This window comes from Ruegeria sp. C8 (assembly GCF_056537565.1).
This window is the reverse complement of record NZ_JBQFRV010000007.1, coordinates 33521-51897: the sequence shown is the minus strand read 5'-3', so window position 1 is coordinate 51897 and position 18377 is coordinate 33521. Positions and strand designations below refer to the sequence as shown.

At 61.1% G+C, this 18377-nt stretch carries 15 protein-coding genes and 1 pseudogene; 8 read left to right on the top strand and 8 right to left on the bottom strand.

Annotated features, from left to right (window positions below):
• Window positions 1-64 precede the first annotated feature (64 nt).
• The 7 genes from ACR0KL_RS11000 to ACR0KL_RS10970 all read left to right on the top strand — a co-directional run bounded on the left by ACR0KL_RS11000 (window position 65) and on the right by ACR0KL_RS10970 (window position 10001).
• Window positions 65-2149, top strand: a complete 2085-nt coding sequence (locus ACR0KL_RS11000; RefSeq protein ID WP_480777024.1) for a hydantoinase/oxoprolinase family protein — start codon at window positions 65-67, stop codon at window positions 2147-2149.
• Window positions 2149-3858, top strand: coding sequence for a hydantoinase B/oxoprolinase family protein (locus ACR0KL_RS10995; RefSeq protein WP_480777023.1), 1710 nt, complete (start codon window positions 2149-2151; stop codon window positions 3856-3858). The genes ACR0KL_RS11000 and ACR0KL_RS10995 overlap by 1 nt, the downstream gene beginning before the upstream one ends.
• Window positions 3855-5066, top strand: coding sequence for an NAD(P)/FAD-dependent oxidoreductase (locus ACR0KL_RS10990; RefSeq protein ID WP_170675913.1), 1212 nt, complete (start codon window positions 3855-3857; stop codon window positions 5064-5066). The genes ACR0KL_RS10995 and ACR0KL_RS10990 overlap by 4 nt, the downstream gene beginning before the upstream one ends.
• A complete protein-coding gene (locus ACR0KL_RS10985) occupies window positions 5066-5839 on the top strand; it encodes an HpcH/HpaI aldolase family protein (protein WP_170675914.1) in 774 nt (257 codons plus the stop codon). The genes ACR0KL_RS10990 and ACR0KL_RS10985 overlap by 1 nt, the downstream gene beginning before the upstream one ends.
• Complete coding sequence (locus ACR0KL_RS10980) at window positions 5836-7050, top strand: pyridoxal phosphate-dependent aminotransferase (protein WP_480777022.1); 1215 nt, start codon at window positions 5836-5838, stop codon at window positions 7048-7050. The genes ACR0KL_RS10985 and ACR0KL_RS10980 overlap by 4 nt, the downstream gene beginning before the upstream one ends.
• Window positions 7047-7886, top strand: a complete 840-nt coding sequence (locus tag ACR0KL_RS10975; RefSeq protein WP_170675916.1) for an NAD-dependent epimerase/dehydratase family protein — start codon at window positions 7047-7049, stop codon at window positions 7884-7886. Before ACR0KL_RS10980 ends, ACR0KL_RS10975 begins: the two co-directional genes overlap by 4 nt.
• A 72-nt stretch (window positions 7887-7958) precedes the next feature.
• Window positions 7959-10001 (top strand): NADH:flavin oxidoreductase, encoded by a 2043-nt coding sequence (locus ACR0KL_RS10970; RefSeq protein WP_170675917.1) that lies wholly within the window; start codon window positions 7959-7961, stop codon window positions 9999-10001.
• Window positions 10002-10068: 67 nt separating this feature from the next.
• Here the strand turns inward: ACR0KL_RS10970 and ACR0KL_RS10965 are convergent.
• The 5 genes and pseudogenes from ACR0KL_RS10965 to ACR0KL_RS10945 form a co-directional block, all read right to left on the bottom strand.
• Window positions 10069-10544 (bottom strand): annotated as a pseudogene (locus ACR0KL_RS10965) (trimethylamine methyltransferase family protein); the annotation flags it as partial.
• Entirely contained in the window at window positions 10532-11335 is an 804-nt protein-coding gene (locus ACR0KL_RS10960) for an SDR family oxidoreductase (RefSeq protein WP_170675919.1), read from the bottom strand. The gene ACR0KL_RS10960 and the pseudogene ACR0KL_RS10965, both read right to left, overlap by 13 nt.
• Before the next feature lie 3 nt (window positions 11336-11338).
• Complete coding sequence (locus tag ACR0KL_RS10955) at window positions 11339-12127, bottom strand: SDR family oxidoreductase (protein WP_170675920.1); 789 nt, start codon at window positions 12125-12127, stop codon at window positions 11339-11341.
• The gene (locus ACR0KL_RS10950; RefSeq protein ID WP_170549175.1) at window positions 12127-13188 is read right to left on the bottom strand and encodes an LLM class flavin-dependent oxidoreductase; all 1062 of its coding nucleotides are present in this window, start codon (window positions 13186-13188) and stop codon (window positions 12127-12129) included. The genes ACR0KL_RS10955 and ACR0KL_RS10950 overlap by 1 nt, the downstream gene beginning before the upstream one ends.
• Window positions 13189-13292: 104 nt before the next feature.
• Window positions 13293-14267, bottom strand: a complete 975-nt coding sequence (locus ACR0KL_RS10945) for a LysR substrate-binding domain-containing protein (RefSeq protein WP_170675921.1) — start codon at window positions 14265-14267, stop codon at window positions 13293-13295.
• 103 nt (window positions 14268-14370) lie between these two features.
• On the opposite strand from ACR0KL_RS10945, the gene ACR0KL_RS10940 reads away from it, so the two are divergent.
• Window positions 14371-14865, top strand: coding sequence for a flavin reductase family protein (locus tag ACR0KL_RS10940; protein ID WP_480777021.1), 495 nt, complete (start codon window positions 14371-14373; stop codon window positions 14863-14865).
• A 79-nt stretch (window positions 14866-14944) separates the two neighbouring features.
• Here the strand turns inward: ACR0KL_RS10940 and ACR0KL_RS10935 are convergent, their stop codons facing one another.
• The 3 genes from ACR0KL_RS10935 to ACR0KL_RS10925 are packed head-to-tail and all read right to left on the bottom strand — an operon-like array spanning window position 14945 to window position 18341.
• Window positions 14945-15952, bottom strand: coding sequence for an Ldh family oxidoreductase (locus ACR0KL_RS10935; protein WP_170675923.1), 1008 nt, complete (start codon window positions 15950-15952; stop codon window positions 14945-14947).
• A 50-nt stretch (window positions 15953-16002) separates the two neighbouring features.
• Window positions 16003-16653: a DUF3726 domain-containing protein gene (locus ACR0KL_RS10930; RefSeq protein WP_480777020.1), complete on the bottom strand. Its 651-nt coding sequence runs from the start codon at window positions 16651-16653 to the stop codon at window positions 16003-16005.
• Entirely contained in the window at window positions 16650-18341 is a 1692-nt protein-coding gene (locus ACR0KL_RS10925) for a hypothetical protein (RefSeq protein ID WP_480777019.1), read from the bottom strand. The genes ACR0KL_RS10930 and ACR0KL_RS10925 overlap by 4 nt, the downstream gene beginning before the upstream one ends.
• Between the last annotated feature and the right edge of the window lie 36 nt (window positions 18342-18377).

Below are 18377 nucleotides of genomic sequence, written 5' to 3'. Positions count from 1 at the left end.
GATTTTTCGTCCCGAGCTGGGTTTTAGTCGCGTTTGACAGGTACTCTTTCAAGCGGGCACGGGCATGGCTTCACATTCTATCCGACTGGGCGTTGATATCGGCGGCACCTTTACCGATGTGGTTCTGGAAAAGGATGGACAGACATTTTCAACAAAAGTGCTTACAACCTATGCCGCGCCGGAAGACGCGATCATCGACGGGATGCAGCAGGTCTGTGCCAAGGCCGGGATCACTCCGGGTCAGATTGACCAGATCATTCACGGCACCACGCTGGCGACCAACGCGCTGATCGAACGCCGGGGGGCGAAAACGGCGCTGATCACAACGGAAGGGTTCCGCGATGTGATCGAAATGCGCACCGAAAGCCGGTTCGAGCAGTACGACCTGAACCTCAAACTGCCTGACCCGCTGCTGCCACGCCACATGCGCTTTACCGTTCCCGGCCGCGTCGATGCACGAGGCCAAGTTCTGGTTGATCTGACCCGCACCGATGTCGAAGCCGTGGTGTACAAGATTGCGCAAGCCGGGTTTGAGTCGGTGGCGGTGGGTCTGATTCACTCCTACCTCAACCCAACGCATGAGCATATGGTGCGCGAGGTTCTGGCCGAGAAACTGCCTGACGTTTCGGTTTCGATCTCGTCCGAAGTTTCGCCTCAGATGCGCGAGTATGAGCGGTTCAACACGGTAGTCGCCAACGCCTATATCAAGCCGCTGATGGCCTCATACCTGGGTCGGCTCGAGGATCAATTGCGCGCTCAAGGCGTGAAATGCCGGATCTTCCTGATGCATTCGGGTGGCGGCATCATCTCAATCCAGAATGCGGCGGAGTTCCCGGTGCGGCTGGTCGAAAGCGGCCCCGCTGGAGGTGCGGTTTTTGCGGCGCATATCGCGGCGCGCTACGGTTTGGACAAAGTGCTGAGCTTTGACATGGGCGGCACCACGGCCAAGATCTGCCTGATCAAGAACCAGACGCCCAAAACCAGCCGCGTGTTTGAGGTCGCGCGGACCTATCGGTTCAAGAAAGGCTCGGGCATGCCGATTTCGATCCCGGTGATCGACATGGTAGAGATCGGCGCGGGCGGCGGCAGCCTGGCTCATGTGGACGGGATGCGCCAGATCCGCGTGGGTCCGGAAAGCGCCGGATCCGAGCCAGGCCCGGCCTGCTACGGGCGCGGTGGCACGCGCCCCGGTGTGACGGACGCTGATCTGGTTCTCGGTAAGCTGGACCCGAACAACTTCGCCGGTGGCTCGATCGTTTTGCACCCTGACAACTCCAAATCTGCGCTGGCCAACCACATTGGCAGTACGCTGGACATGGACCCGATTGAGGCCGCCTTTGGCGTGGCCGAGGTGGTGGACGAAAACATGGCCAACGCCGCACGCGTTCACGCCGTCGAGAATGGCGAAGACCTGAGCGAGTACACTATGATCGCCTTTGGGGGCGCGGCCCCTTTGCACGCCGGGCGTCTTTGTGAAAAGCTTGGGGTCGAACGCCTGCTGGTTCCGCCGGGGGCCGGGGTCGGCTCGGCCATCGGTTTCCTGCGCGCGCCTTTCAGTTTCGAGGCCAATCGCTCGGTCTATATGAAGCTCAGCGATTTCGACGCGGGACGGATCAGACAGCTTTTGTCCGACCTGAGGGACGAAACAACGGGTTTCGTGCGGACATGCGATGCGGTCAGCCCGATCCGGACCAATTTCAAAGCTTATATGCGCTATTCCGGTCAGGGCTGGGAGATCCCGATCGAACTGACCGAAGAACAGGCGAAGAATCCCGACGCCGCCACCTATCAGGCCCGGTTCGAGGAAGGCTATACCAAGCTTTTTGGCCGCCCGGTCGCGGGCATGGACATCGAGATCACCGTCTGGTCCGTCAACGCAAGCACCCCGCCCGAAGAGGTCACGCCGATTGCCGTCACAGACGCAACAGACGCGGCTATGTCCGAAGGCACGCGACGGGTCTTTGATGCTGCATCCGGCCGTTATCTGGACGCCGATACTGTTGACCGCGCTAGCATGCAGAGCGGGCAGCGCGCGCAGGGACCTGCAATCGTGACCGAAGATGAAACAACCATCGTTGTCCCAGCCAGCCGGGACGCTATCCGCCAGCCCGATGGCTGCATAGACGTTGTGACAAAAAGAGCCGCGTGATGAGCAACGATCATTCCAAAGTCACCTATCAGGTCATGTGGAACCGACTGATCTCGGTTGTCGAGGAACAGGCGCAGGCGTTGGTTCGGACAGCGTTCTCAACCTCGGTCCGTGAGGCCGGGGACCTGTCGGCGGGGGTATATGACACGCACGGGAACATGCTGGCGCAGGCCGTGACCGGTACGCCGGGCCATGTGAACGCGATGGCAGATGCGGTCGCACATTTCATTCGCCGAATTGGCCGGCAGAACATGCATGAAGGCGACGTCTACATCACCAATGACCCGTGGGAGGGTACAGGCCACCTACATGACATCACTATGGTCACCCCATCCTTTCGCAAGGGCGCATTGGTCGGGTTCTTTGCCTGTACCGCGCATATCGTGGATATCGGCGGGCGCGGCTTCGGGGCGGATGCTCAAAGCGTCTATGAGGAAGGGCTGTACATCCCGATCATGAAGTTTGCCGACCGTGGCGATGTGGATGAAACGCTGGTGCGCCTCATTCGCGGCAATGTGCGCGAGCCGGATCAGCTTATCGGAGACATCTACGCTCTGACCACCTGTAACGAAATCGGCCACCGCCGTCTGATCGACATGATGGAGGAGTTCGACCTCGAAACCCTCGATGGGATCGCCGCATTCATCCTCGACAATTCCCGCCGAGCGACGCTGGAGCGTATCGCCGCCCTGCCTCAGAAAACCGCTGAGGGTGAAATGACGATGGACGGGTTTGATACTCCGATCACGATGAAGGTCAGGATCAGCGTCGAAGGCGACAGGATCGTGACCGATTTCAATGGCACTTCAGGGGTGGACAAGAAAGGGATCAATTGCCCGCTGGTCTATACCAAAGCCTATGCCTGCTACGCACTCAAGGTCGCGATTGCGCCCGAGATCCCCAATAACGCAGCATCATTGGCCCCGTTTGAAGTCACCGCACCTGAGAACACCATCGTGAATGCGCTGCACCCGGCTCCGGTCGCACTGCGCCATATCGTGGGCCATTTCGTGCCCGATGCGGTCTATGACGCGTTCGACAAGATCGTTCCCGGCCTTGTCCCTGCCGAAGGCGCGGGATGTTTGTGCAACTTTCAGGTTAGCCTGCGCCCCCGCACCGATGCTCCGGCCCCTAAAGGCGCCCGCCGGTCCGAGGTGCTGACCTTCAACTCGGGCGGGTCCGGCGCGCGGCCGGAACATGATGGGATGAACGCCACCGCCTTCCCCTCGGGCGTCATGACCATGCCGATTGAGGCCACCGAACACGCCGGTCCCGTCATCATCTGGCGCAAGGAACTGCGCCCCGACAGCGGCGGTGCTGGGAAAACGCGCGGCGGGTTGGGCCAGTATATGGAGGTCGGCGCGCAAGAGGGGTACGAGTTCGACATTCAGGCCATGTTCGACCGCAGCCAGCACCCCGCGCGCGGTCGCCGTGGCGGGGGAAATGGCGCGCCCACCACCATTGCCCAGGACGACGGGTCTGACATGCGGGTCAAAGGTAAACAGTTTGTACCACACGGGCGCAAAGTCGTGATGGCGTTCCCCGGCGGTGCTGGCTACGGTGACCCGTCGGAACGGTCAAAACAGATGGTGAAGCGTGATCTGGCGCTCGGCTATATTTCAGACGAAACAGCATCACGCGACTATGGCTTGACGGCATCCGAGATCTCCGAGATCCACCGTGCCGTTGCAAAAGGAGAATACGAATGAGCAACCAAAGCCCGGCCCGGCAAAGCTATGACGTGGTGATCATAGGCGGCGCGATCATGGGGGCCTCGACCGCTTGGTTCCTGTCGGACAATGCCGATTTCAATGGCTCGGTTCTGGTGATCGAACGCGACATGAGTTTCGCCTCATGTTCGACCGGGCATACAAATTCTTGTATCCGGCAGCAATTCTCGGCCGAGCTGAACGTGCGGATCAGCCAGTTTGCCGCCGACTTCGTCAAGAACCTACGCGGCTATATGGGTGGAGACGACCGGGTGCCCGAGCTTTCGATCCATTCCTTTGGCTACATGTATCTGGCCGACAACGAAGGCTTTGCCAACGTGCTGCGCGAGAACCAGAAGGTGCAGTTGGCGGCAGGTGCGGCAACACAGCTGATGAACGCGGATGAGATCAAGGCGGCCTATCCGTTCTACAGTGTCGATGACATCGTTCTGGGCTCGATCAATCTGGTTGACGAAGGCTATTTCGACGGCGCGGCCCTCGATCACTGGTGGCGGCGGCAAAGCCGCGAGCGTGGCGTCGAATGGATCCAGAACGAAGTCGTCGAGATCACCCGAAACGCCGCGGGAACTAAGGTCGAAAGCGTCACGCTCGCCTCGGGCGAAGTCATTGCGTGCGGACAGGTTGTTAACGCATCCGGCCCTCGGGCGGCCAGAACCGCGCAAATGGCGGGGATTGACGTGCCGGTTGAACCGCGGAAACGCTATTCTTGGATTTTTAAGGCCGAACAGCCGTTGGACCGCGACCTACCGCTGACCATTGATCCATCTGGCGTTCATGTGCGCGAGGTCGGGGGCGGCACGTATCAGTGCGGCGGGCATTCCGACATCGACCCGGCGGTGGATTTCGATGATTTCAACATGGACCACGCCTTCTGGGAAAACCACGTCTGGCCCGTCCTCGCCACCCGTATCCCGCAATTCGAAGCGATCAAGCTGCAAAGCGAATGGGCCGGGCATTATGCGATGAACACCTTCGATCACAATGCAATCATGGGTCCGCATACCGAGCTGTCGAACTTCATCTTCCTAAACGGGTTCTCGGGCCACGGTCTGCAGCAGTCTCCTGCGATGGGGCGTGGCACGGCCGAGTGGCTGACCTATGGCGAATACCGCGCGCTCGACATGACGCCCTTCAACTACGAACGTATCCCGGCCGGGCAACCCATCATCGAAAAGGCAGTGATCTGATGGAGCTCACACCCAACCGTTTCACCCGTGCGATCGCAAATGGCGACAAACAAGTTGGTGTTTGGGTCAGCCTGTGCAGTAACACTGCAGCCGAAGTCATAGCCACCGCAGGTTATGACTGGGCGCTGATCGACATGGAGCACAGCGCGAACGACTATCACAGCGTGTTATCGCAGCTGCAGGCTTTTGAGGCGTATCAGACCACCGCACTTGTCCGCGTCGAATGGAATGATGCGGTTGCGGTCAAACGTCTGCTTGATCTCGGCGCGCCGGGGCTTCTGTTTCCGATGATCCAATCCGTGGAAGAAGCAGAACGCGCCGTCGCGGCCACGCGCTACCCCCCGCGTGGCGTTCGTGGGATGGCCGGCGCAAGCCGCGCAACAGGTTTTGGCCGGATCAAGGACTATGTGACGCGCTGTGAAGACGAGCTGACGGTTCTGTTACAAGTGGAATCCCGCGCCGCCTTGGAACAGGCCGAGGCCATCGGCACGGTCGATGGTGTCAGCGGCATCTTCTTCGGCCCGGCGGATATTGCCGCCGATCTTGGGCATGTCGGCAATACCATGCATCCCGAGGTCTGGTCCGAAATCAGAAAAGCCGCGCAGAAACTGATCGCGCGGGGAGTGCCTGTTGGCACCTTGGTCACCGACCCGGCCTTTGCGGCCGAGCTTTTGAACGAAGGGTTCACCTTTGTTGCCAATGCCATTGATACCGGCCTTCTGGCGCGCGCGGCAGACGCGACTCTGGCCCAGACGAAAGATCACCTGAAATGAGCTTTGCCGCCTCGCGCCTTACATCCGTGAAACCCTCGGCCTCGGCTTGGGTTAGCCAGGCCGCGAAAGAGGCCCGCACGCGGGGTGAGGATGTCATTGATCTGGGCCTCGGAGAGCCCGATTTCGACACGCCCGACCACATCAAAGACGCCGCGCATCAGGCCGCTCTGGCGGGTGAGACCAAATACCCGCCCACCAACGGCACCCTGACCATGCGGCAGACCGTTGCCGACAAACTGCAGCGCGAGAACGATCTGACCTACGCACCGGATGAAGTCATCGTGTCGAACGGGGCCAAGCAGGTGCTTTTCAACGCCTTCATGGCCACGCTGGAGCCGGGCGACGAAGTTCTGCTCTGCGCGCCCTATTTTGGGCAGTACAAGGACATCGTGCTCATCCTTGGCGGTACGCCCGTCACCATCGAGTGCCCGGCTGAAGACGGTTTCCGCCTGACCCCCGACAAGCTGGCCGCCGCGATCACACCCAAGACACGCTGGCTGCTGCTGAACCAACCCTCGAACCCCTCAGGCACGGTCTATTCGGATGCTGAGATTGCGGCCCTTGGCGCGGTTCTGGAACAACACGACCGCATCCTGATCCTGTCTGATGAGATCTACGAACACATCCTGTTCGACAATCGCGTCTTCCGGTCTTTCGCAGCCCTGTGCCCGACGCTGAAAGATCGGACGCTGACGGTTAACGGGGTTTCCAAGGCCTATGCGATGACAGGGTGGCGCATCGGCTATGGCGCTGGCCCGAAAGAGCTGATCGCCGCGATGACCAAGGTACAGAGCCAGATTTCTTCGGGCGCTTGTTCGATCGCGCAGGCCGCAGCGGCGGCTGCTTTGAACGGTCCGCAGGATGAGGTACGCCGCTTCTGTGCCGCGTTCAAGGCCCGACGCGACCTCGTGGTCGAACGCATCCGCGACATTCCCGGCCTGACGCTCGACCCGCCGGGCGGGGCGTTCTACGGGCTGATCGGCTGTGAGGGCCTGATCGGGGCCACGGCGCCCGACGGTGCAACCCTGACCTCAGACGCAGACGTAACCGCCTATCTTCTCAGCGCGGCCGGTGTGGCGGCTGTTCCCGGCAGCGCCTATGAGCTGTCACCCTTTTTCCGCATTTCGACCGCCGCGTCCGAAGACGTTCTGAACACGGCCCTGAACCGCATCTCCGATGCCGTTGCCAATCTGAAAGGAGTTCGCCCATGAAGAAACTTGTCCTCACCGGCGCAGCGGGGCGGCTTGGATCATATTTGCGCGGGCCGCTATCGAAACTGTGCGACGAGCTGGTCTCCTCGGACATTGCCGACGGCGTACCCAACCTTGCGCCGAACGAAAGCTACGTGAAGGCCGATCTTGCCGATCTTGAAGCTATGACAAAGCTTATGGAAGGCGTGGATATGGTGGTTCATTTCGGTGCCATCGCGGATGAGGCCCCGATGGATGTGCTTTGGGGCCCGAACTTCTACGGCGCCTATACCGTGTGGGAGGCCGCCCATCGCAACAATCTGCGGCGGGTGATCTATGCCTCGTCGATCCACGCGGTCGGCATGCACAAAAAGACCGATTTCATCGGCATCGACGCTCCACACAGACCAGACACGTTCTATGGGCTTGCCAAGTGCTTCGCCGAAGACCTCGCCTCGCTATACTGGGACAAGCGCGGGCTCGAGGCCGTCTGCCTGCGCATCCTGTCTTGCGCGCAGGTCACGAACAGTCGCGCGGTTGGAACGTGGCTCAGCTATGATGACTTGGTGCACATGGTCGAACAGGCGATCAAAACCCCGGTCACCGGATTCAGCATCGTCTATGGTGTGTCCGACAATGACCGCGCGCCCGTCGACAACTCCAAGGCGCGGCATCTGGGTTTCCAGCCCAAGGACAATGCCGAGCAATTCGCCGATGAGATCTTTGCCAAGGACGGCCCGCTTGACCCCCTTGATCCCGCCAATATCCATCACGGCGGCCCTTTTGCAGCCGTTGATCTGGGCAGCAGCGGTATGGCGGCTCTGAACCTGAACGCAGACGATACGGCGAAGGAGTAAGCGTCAGCCCGTCTTCGCCGCCACGCGGGCCTTTCTCTCTGCATACGCCAGCTTTTCCGTGAGAGCATCGCAATGAGCAACGATCCACTTCTGCAGCCATACCAGTTGAAGCACCTCACCCTGCGCAACCGGATCATGACCACAAGTCATGAACCCGCCTATCCCGAAGACGGTATGCCCAAGGATCGCTACCGCGCCTATCATGCGGAACGCGCCAAGGCCGGTGTTGCGCTGGCGATGACGGCCGGATCGGCCTGTGTGTCCAAAGACAGCCCTCCGGCGTTCAACAACGTACTGGCCTATCGTGACGAGGTGGTGCCTTGGATCAAAAACCTTACGGATGAGCTGCACGAACATGGCTGCGCGGTGATGATCCAGCTGACCCATCTGGGCCGCCGTACCGGGTGGAGCAAGGGCGACTGGCTGCCCTCGGTCGCGCCGACGCATCATCACGAAACCGCGCATCGCTACAATCCCAAACTCATGGAGGATTGGGACATAGCGCGGGTCATTCAGGACTATGCCGATGCGGCCGAACGCATGAAGGCAGGCGGCATGGACGGGCTGGAAATCGAGTGCTACGGCCACCTGCCCGACCAGTTCTGGTCCCCGCTGACGAACGAACTTGAGGGGCCGTATGGCCCACAAACGCTGGAAAGCCGCACCCGTTTCGCACGTGAGGTTCTGGCCCGCATGCGCGACAAGGTTGGTGAAGACTTCCTTCTGGGTGTCCGGTTCTCGATGGATGAAACCAAACCAGGCGGCGTGAGCGAGGAAGAGGGGTTCCGCATCGCGCGTCTTCTCAGGGATGAGGGGCTGGTCGATTTCCTCAACGTGACGCGCGGGCGGATCGATAGCGATGCCGCGCTGTCAAAAGTGATCCCGCTGCAGGGGTCGCCCTCGGCGCCGCATCTGGATTTCGCGGGACGGATGCGAGCCGAGATCGGCCTGCCTACGTTCCACGCCGCCCGCATTCCGGATGTCGCCACCGCCCGCCACGCCGTGGCCGAAGGACGTCTGGACATGGTGGGCATGACTCGCGCCCATATGGCCGACCCGCATTTGGTGCAGAAGATCATCGAGGGGCGTGAGGATGATATCCGGCCCTGCGTCGGTGCCACCTACTGCCTTGATCGTATTTACGAAGGTGGCGAGGCACTGTGCATCCACAACGCCGCAACCGGGCGCGAGCTGACGATGCCGCATCTGATCCCCGTGGCCGAGACCCCGCGCAAGGTTGTGGTCATCGGCACCGGCCCCGGCGGGCTGGAGGCCGCGCGGGTTGCTTCCGCCCGCGGTCATGACGTGACGGTGCTCGAGGCTGCCCCGGACCCCGGCGGGCAGATACGCCTGACCGCGCAATCCCAAAGGCGGCGCGAGATGATCGGGATCATCGACTGGCGCATGGCCCAATGTGCCGCACGGGACGTGAGTTTTCATTTCAACACTTGGGTCGAGGCCGAGGACATCACGGCGCTGAACCCGGATCTGGTCATCGTGGCGACCGGCGGGCTGCCTCAGATGCGGCTGTATGAGCAGATGGAGGATCTGCCCCATGTCATCACCTCATGGGACATTCTGTCGGGTGACGTGAAAGCCTCGGGCGATGTGTTGATCTTTGACGAGGCTGGCGATCACGCTGGGCTGCAGGCCGCCGATATTGCGGCAGACACCGCGCAGGTCGAAATCATGACCCCTGACCGCAGCTTTGCCCCCGATGTGATGGGGCTGAACCTCACGCCGTATCTGACCAACCTGCAAGACAAGGACGTGACCGTAACCGTGGCGCGCCGCCTTAAAGGCGTGCGGCGGGATGGAAACCGCCTGATCGCCGAGATCGGATCGGACTACAGCGCGAAAGTGCAGGACCGGCCCTATGACCAGATCATTCTGAACTATGGCACATTGCCGAATGCCGATCTGTATTTCGACCTCAAGCCCCTGTCTTCAAATCTGGGACAGGTCGACCACGAGGCACTGATCACCGGCCAGCCGCAAAGCATTGTTTCGAACCCAAAGGGCCGGTTCCAGCTGTTCCGCATCGGAGACGCGGTCGCCGCGCGCAACACGCACGCGGCGATTTACGATGCCCTGCGCCTGTTGAAAGACCTCTAACGCAGGGCATCATCGTCAGATGGCGGTGCGGAACGGGGATATCCATTGGCTCGCAGGTGTCCCCGCCTGCCATGTGAGGGCTTGGGCAGGCCTGATTCAGGCGCGCAAAATTGATCACATCCGCCTCGGTGGTTAACGGGCGGAGGCCCTCCAGATCACGGGTGAACGGAGCGCCCTTCATGGTGCAGAACACGCTGGAGTCGCCGCCCATCGTGAACCCGGTCTGGAGCCCGCGCCCTTGAACCACGAAACGTGCAGGTGCTTTGGCGACAAGCTCCATCACCAGGACGCGGTCGATCCTCATCCGGTCGCCACCAACCTTTGTACCGGTCTTGCCCAATCGCTCAGCGCTTTGGCATCGCGGAAATCGATGCCGACCTCTTCCAGGATCGCCGTTGAGGCATCGTGGATGCGCTCCAATGCTGCCTCGTTCAGAACCTCAAGCGGCTGCAGCTTGCGCATCACCGGTGCCAGGCGGGTCTGAACCGATTTCTGAGCCTGTAGACGGGCAGCACGCCCGGCGCGGCTTTTTACACGCGACATGACACACCACCATCCACAGTGATTTCGGTACCGGTGATGTATGACGCCTCATCGCTGGCCAGGAACACAGCCGCATTGGCCACATCCCAGGGTGTGCCCACACGGCCCAGCGGAATCCGCGCCGCTCGCTGACGATCTAGCGCGTCCCAGTCAATGGCGTCTGGGTCGTCCGAGTTCTGAACGGTGATATCCCGCGCCATGGGCGTGTCTATGAACCCCGGCAGGATCGCGTTGGCGCGAATGCCATGCGGGGCCATCTCGGCCGCAAGGTTGCGCGTATAGGAAATGATCGAGCCCTTGGTGGCGTTATAGCCGATATAGGGCGTGCCCAGATAGCGCAGCCCTGCAATCGAAGAGATATTGGTCACCACCCCGGCCCCGCGATCCACGAAGTGGGGCAGAACATGTTTGGTCGGCAGGAAAACAGCCTTCATGTTCACATGAACCAGCGCATCCCAATCCTCGACCGTGCTGTCCATGGCCCCGCCGGTCTTCAGGATGCCGACGTTGTTTTTCAGAATGTCGATCTGCCCCAACGCGCTCAGGCAGTCGGTGACGGCCTGCTTGACCTGATCCTCTTGCGTGACATCCGCAGACAGGGCGATGGCTTTACCGCCGTCGGCGCGGATGATCTCGCAGGTGTCCTCGGCGGCGGGCAGATGCAGGTCCAAAGCGCAGATCGTAGCCCCTTCCTGCGCCAGCCGAATGGCCGTGGCCTTGCCATTGCCCATACCCCCATTCATCGCGCCCGCACCGGTGACCAGCGCGACCTTTCCAGACAGACGTGCCATGGGTTATTCCTCGTTCGATTGTAAAAATGCGTTCATGCCGCCATCAACCGCCAGAAGCTGACCATTGATGTAAGAGGCGCCCTTGGACATCAGAAAGGCCACTGGCGCTGCGATTTCCGCAGGGTCCGCCCAACGCGCGGCCGGGGTGCGGTTTTCGATGCGGCGGACAAAGCCCGTGTCACTGAGGATTTTCTTGTTCATCTCGGTCAGCACATAGCCCGGCGCAATGGCATTGGCGCAGATCCCATCGGCACCGAAATCCGCGGCCAGAGACCGCGTCAGCCCCGCGATGGCCGCCTTGGAGGACGCATAGTTCCCAACCCCCGGCCTCGGGTGGGTCGCAGCGATTGACGAAACCGACACGATCCGCCCCCGGTGCGGGCCGGGATTGGCCAGCATCGCCTTGCCCGCTGCCTGAGACAGCACAAATGGGGCCATAACGTGCAGCTCATAGATGCTGCGATAATCCTCGACGGTCTGGTCAAGGACAAGCCCGTGATTGGTGATCCCCGCATTGTTGATAAGCCCCCAGATGCTGCCGGCTTGGGTTGCAACCTCTTGCACCCATTGCCGACAGGCGTCGAAATCCGTCAGGTCGAAGGCGGTGGCCTGCGCATCGGCGCCCTGCCCTCTGAGCGCTTCCGCCGTGCCCTCAACGGCCTCGGCGTTCAGATCCTGCAGCCAGACCTGCGCGCCCTGATCCGCACAGGCCATGGCCATAGCCGCCCCCAACCCGCGCGCCGCACCAGTGATCAGGATCGGCTTTCCGGCCAGCGAGAACAGCCCCGCCATCAGGAGGCAAGCGCTTTCTTGTCTTCCTCAAGCGCCGCTTTTACTGCGGGCATTACCTGATCGCAAAACTGCTCGAGCGAGCGCAATGTGTTGGCAAACGGGATTGAGGCGATCTGCATGAAGACGCTCAGATGTGTGATCCCAAACTCGCGCGTCTCGGCGACGATCCGGCGGGTGACCTCTTCGACGTCACCGATGATGGCCCGCTGCATCACCTCGTCGAGGGTGGGTTCGTTGTCGAAAGGCACGATGTTCAGATCCGCGCCCTGCATCAACGGCTCGGGGCGGCGCATGTTGTTCGCCATGCGGGCATGGATCAGAACCTGCTCGGTCGCGGCGCGGGCGTCGTCTTTGTCCTCGGCGATGTAGACATAGCGCTGCACGGCAAAGGGGAAGTCGTTGCCGCTCAGCCCGTTTTCCGTGCGGGTTTCGGTGTAAAGCCGCCGCGCCGTCGACACGATCGAGTTCGGCCCGATGGCCGGAGTGGTCAGCGGCTCGGCCCCATAGTCGATCATCTTCTGACGCATTTCGGGCGCGTTGCCCACCGCCAAGGTGCGGATGCGATTCTGTACCGGTGCGATCGACAGCGCGGCATCGTTGATCTGGATATGTTCACCCTGATAGTCGATCACGCCGGAATAGACGCCCTGTTCGATACAATCCCAAATCTCAAGGCCGCGCATCAGGCGGTCATTGATCTCGAACCCGAATTTCTTGAACTCGCGCGGCTGATAGCCGGTGCCCAGACCCAGCACGAGGCGACCCTCGGTCAGCTGGTCGGTCAGGCAGATATCTTCGACCAGACGCAGAGGTTCATAGAAGGGCATCACAACAACGGCGGGGCCCACGTTGATGCGTTTGGTATGGGCGGCCATATTCGCAGCCGTCATCAGCGGAGACGGTGAGATGCAGTAGTTCGACAGGTGATGCTCGGCAAACCAGGCCACATCGAACCCCGCCTCGTCGACCATCTGCGTCATGTTGCGCATCTGGTTGAACACGTCGGCATGGGTGGACCCGTCAACGGGTTTTGTCATCAGGTTGAAAAGCGAAAATTCCATGGCCGCAGGCTCCGAGTCTATTCGGGTGAATGTGTTTCCCCCAGATTTCCTCAATCCTGCCAAACTTCCAAATGGCGATTCCTAGGCCATTGCCAAAGAAATTCTTATGCACCTGACGCCTCCTGTCGCAACCAGTGTAGAAACGCCTGAACGCGAGGCTGGTTCAAGCGGCTGTGGGGGCAAAGAAAATGATAGGCAAACGGGCCTTCCACCGCCTCGAACGGCAACGCGATCAGAGTGCCGTTGTCCAGAAAATGCTGCGCGATGACATCCCGGGCGACCCCGATCCCGCCGCCAAAAGCGATGGCGTTGAGCGTGGCGCTGGCATCGCCGAAATAGGCACCATTTTCGAACAAATCCGGGTTGCCGCCATTGCGCTCAATCACCGCACGCCATTCACTGTGGTTGGTGTCTTTGAAAAACGGGAGCCCGGCCAGGTTATCCACCCGTTTCACATCGACCAGCTGATCCTGTAGCGCGGCTGAGGCCACAAGGATATGGCGTTCACCGAACAGGCGCTCCTGATAGACATTCGGCGTGCCGCCCGGCCCCCAGCGAATGGCGACATCCGCGTCTTCCTGCCCAAAACCGGTGCAGGCCACGGTGGACAAGGTGATCAGGTCGATCTGCGGATGCGCCTCAAGAAGTCGGGTCGCACGAGTCGCAAACCAGGTCGAGCTAAAGGAGGGCAGCAGGCTGACCGTCAGCATGGTGCGCCCTGCATCTGGCGCGAGATCCTGAACGCTTTCGCTCAGGCTGTCTAACATCGCCCCGACGGAATCGGCAAACTGTTCCCCCTGCTCGGTCAGACTGATCTGGTTGTTCGACCTGCGAAACAACCGGATGCCAATGCGATCCTCCAGCAGTTTTACCTGCTGGCTAACGGCGGGTTGCGTCAGGTTCAATTCCGACGCTGCCAGGGTGAAACTTTGCAACCGCGCCGCCGCTTCGAACGCGATCAGCGTCTGCAGGGGTGGTAATCCCCGGCGCATTCGGTTGCTATCAAAACCGACAGGTTCCATCCGGGACAAGGCACCCGGACCCAATTGGTTCAATCGTGTTCTCAAAGCGCGTCGCATGGTGATCCTGCATAAGGAGGGCTTGGCCTGACGGCAAGAAATTCATTCTTGTGATAAAACCTGCCTAATGCAAGCTCTGAGCACCCCAATCCCGGAGCGTAAGATGCTGACCTCGACTGAATTCATCTCGGCCATGCGCAAAGCCCCGACACCGGTGTCTATTGTCACTACGCCGGGCGAGCATGGACCCCAGGGCGCGACCGTCAGCGCTGTCTGCTCGCTTACCGCGACTCCGCCTGCTGTGTTGATCTGTCTGAACAAAAACAGTCGCATTCTGGGCATGATCGAAGAGCATGGCGTCTATTGCGTCAACTTCGCCGCGCAAAACCACAGCGACATGGCGCTGGCTTTTGCCGGTGACCCCGCGCATGCGGAGCTTCGCAAGTTTTCCGAAGATGTCTGGGACATGGATGAACACACCCACCTGCCGGTCCTGAAGGGCGACTCGGCCATTTTCACCTGCCTGCACATCCAGACGGTTCCCTTCCGCTCTCACCGCATTCTCATCGGCAAGGTCGAGCGTGTGGAGGCCAGCGACACCCCCCCTCTGGCCTATTGGGATGGCGGGTTTCAGTGGCTGCAAGAGCCGCAGGCCTGAGGTTTCCAACACGCATGCGAAAAAGGGCGCATGCCCCAATCAGACCATGCGCCCTTTCAATCTTGTGATGCTGTGCGCGTCAGAGAAGCGCGCGTACTTTTTCCAGCAGTGCCGCGTTTACGGCAACACCTTCGGTTGCCGCCCGCTCGCGGCAGGTGCGGCGGCCGTCGCCCGGTAAGCGCGCGCCATCTTGGTCGCGGAACGAGGCAATCAGTTCGCCCAGCTTCTCATAGAATGCCCCGCCCGAGGTCGCCTGCGGATCAATCGCGATGAAGAACTGACCGGTTTTCGGCGGGCCACCCGCCGTGCCCGAAAACGGGCTGGCAACCGAACCCAGCGTCGCGTCGGTCATCGCTGCGGCCATAAGCTCGACCATCAAGGCGATACCTACGCCTTTGTAGCCGCCGGACGGCACCATGGATCCCTTGAGGCCCGCCTCGGGATCCGTGGTGGGCTGGCCGTCCGCGTCCAAAACCCAGCCTTCAGGCACGGGCTTACCTTCGCGGGCATGTTTCATGACTTCGCTTTTGGCGATGGTGCTGGCGGACTGGTCGATCAGAAGCGCCGCGTTTCCATCTGCGTCCGGAGCCGAGATCGAGAACGGGTTGGTGCCGATAACCGGCTTTGCCCCACCCGACGGCGCGATCGAGGCCGGCGCGTTGGTGAACCCGATCCCCATCAGGCCCGCCTGCGCCAACCGCTGCGTATGCACACCCAGAACACCGCAGTTATACGAGTTGTTGATGGCCAGAACCGCAACGCCCTGCTCGCGCGCCAGCGGGATCAGCTTTTCGAACCCCAGATCAATCGCGCTGTGGGCGAACCCTGTGGCCGCATCCACGGTGACAACTGCCGGGCGCGGCTGGGCAACTACGGGCTTGGCGGCCCCGTTAACCTTGCCGCATTCCACATGCTGCGCATAGATCGGGATATAGGCCAACCCGTGCGAGGCCACGCCATCCGCTTCAGTCATTGCGGTCGCAACGGCCAGAGGGCGGGCGTTTTCCTCGGATGTTCCGGCTTTGACAAGGGCGCGGAAAGCCAGATCTTCGATCTCGGCCAGGGTCAGGGTTTCGGTGGCGGTCATTCTTCTTTTCCGTTCGTAAGTATGTGCCCCTCATCGCAAGGGGCGAAGTTTCAGTCGTTGTCGCTGAGGCCCGCGCCAGCACCGCGCAGGCGGCTTTCTTCGGTCGCAGGAGCAAATGTGCGGTGGGCAAAGGCGCCAAGCCTGTTCCAGTCAGCGTCGGACACCTCGGCGCGCAGGACTGGCTCGCGGCGGCCTGTCATCTCGGCAGGTGCGCTGAAGACCATCTTGTCCGCGTGGCGGGCCTCAAGCGCCACGGGCGTGGCCTGTACGCAGATCTGCCGCCCATCCGTTGCCAGACGCGCGCCCTGCCATTCAGCCGCAACAGGCACGCCCAAACGCAATGCAGCCCCTCCCATGAAGGGCACGGCCAGCAAGGGCAGGCTGACATTCTCCATGGTGATCGAGCCGCGATCCATCAGACGCACCGCGCAGTCGCTGAGCGAAGCCCCGGCGATCAGTGGGCTCATCCGACGGGTAGGAGCATGCCAGATCTCAGCGCTCAGCGAGACGGGCGAGACGTCGATCGACGGGATACGATCGTTCATCTCCAATAGGTCCGCCAGCAATTCGGCGCCCGAAAACCCAAACGCAGCCAGCCAGCGTGTTCCCTTGGCGGCCTCTTCCGCCAGACCCCAGGACAGGCCTGCGCCGCGCGCAGCGCGTTTGCTCATAGCCTCAATTTCGTTCAGAGAGTGGCTCATGCAGCGGCCCCTTCACGTTCCGGGAAGACCCAGAAATCGGCGTTTTCAGATGTCAACTCATGCGGCAGGGGCGCATTTCCATACATGCAGATCCGCACCCAACGGTCCGAGCGGGGATCGAACTTGGTCGCCCCGAAGAAGGACAGCTTGCAGCGCAGCATGTCGATAGGCAGCACCCGGTCCGAAATCGTGTTGTCACGGATCTCAGCATAAGGAGCGCGCCCTACGATCTGAACGCGGCGCAGCACGTGACGGTGTTCGGGGTGGCGCAATAGGAAATCGGCGACTTGAGCATCATCCGACCAATGGGCCAGCGCCTGAAACAGCTGCGCGGCATCCCGACCGGGGGCCAAGGGCTGCTCGTATTCCTCGATCGGTTCCTCAAAACGTTCGCCCAGACGCGGCTCCAGCTTTTCTTCCGAGACATACCAGGCGCGCGCCTTGCTGGCGGGGGTGGCCCAATCGGTCTCAATGGCCCAGCCATAGATATCCTTGAGAAGCGCCCGCAGATCACCGATCTTCATGGCCCCGGCGATGCGGAACGTGGCGGTGTTGTCTGCCGCCATGCCTTCGGCAAAGGCATCGACCAATTCGCCGTAGGGTTCCAGCATCAGCGAGGCGATCCATTCTTGACCCTCAAGCGTCAGTGACTGCTCAGCCCAGGAATAAAGCGCGTCCCAGGGATGATCCGCGCCAAGATCCGCACTGTAGAGATACTCCTGCAACTTGGCGATATCGGCCCGCAGGGCAGCGAGTTTCTCGATTTGAATCGGGTGTTCGGACTGCCAGGTCTCAACGATCTGCATATTGCGCAACAGCACATCACGGAACACCGCGATTTCCGCATCGTTGGCCTTTTCGACCCCGCGCACGACCTGAATTGCGCCTTCGCGCGCGGCCATCCAGTTGTTGAACAGCACCGGATGGTTCAGCAAGAACGGCGCCATCCCCAGACCGGTTGAGTTTCCAATCCCCATCGACCGAGCAATCCCCGCATCCAGCTTTGCGGCCTGCGCTCCGTTAGCCGCGGCGCGGGTATCAGCCATATATTGCACCAGATCGGTCACGAACCAGCGGGTCAGGTAGACCGACAGCATCTCAACCTGGAACGGCGCGCGAAATTCCGGACGGTCTGCGATCATTTCGCGATCCGCAGCGCCCAGTTTGCCGGACCCGTAAACCGCAGTGGTCCGCATCAGGTAACCCACGGCGTCAATCTTCTCGGTCGAGGGCTGGCGACCCTCGGCCAGTTCGCTCACCACATGCTCCCACAAACGCACCGAGCGGTTGGCGCGGGACACCGAAAGCTCAGACCCTGTCACGCGCCCAGCTTCCTGAACGGGGATATTGTGCGAAAGACGCTCGATATCGGCGTCGTTGGGCACGCCGTCAAAGAGGGTGAAGGTGGCATCCCAGGCCTCGGCGATCACTCGGTCCGAGCGTTTCTCGGGCGGCAGATCATGGGCATAGGCGATCAGGGAATATGATCGCTCAGGCCCATGCGCGGTATAGACGGCATGGCCAACGCCGGTGCCGTCGATTTCGAACGCAGTTTTTTCAAACCGCCAGTTTTCCCGCGCCAGTCGTCGCGTCAGGATACGCATGAACGAAAGGCGCGACTGATGCATGGAGCCAAGACGGGCAAGGCGCATCACCATGTTCGGATCACGACGGGAAACGTCTGTCATTCGGTTGTGCCTCCTCAGGTGGTACTAATCTGGTCT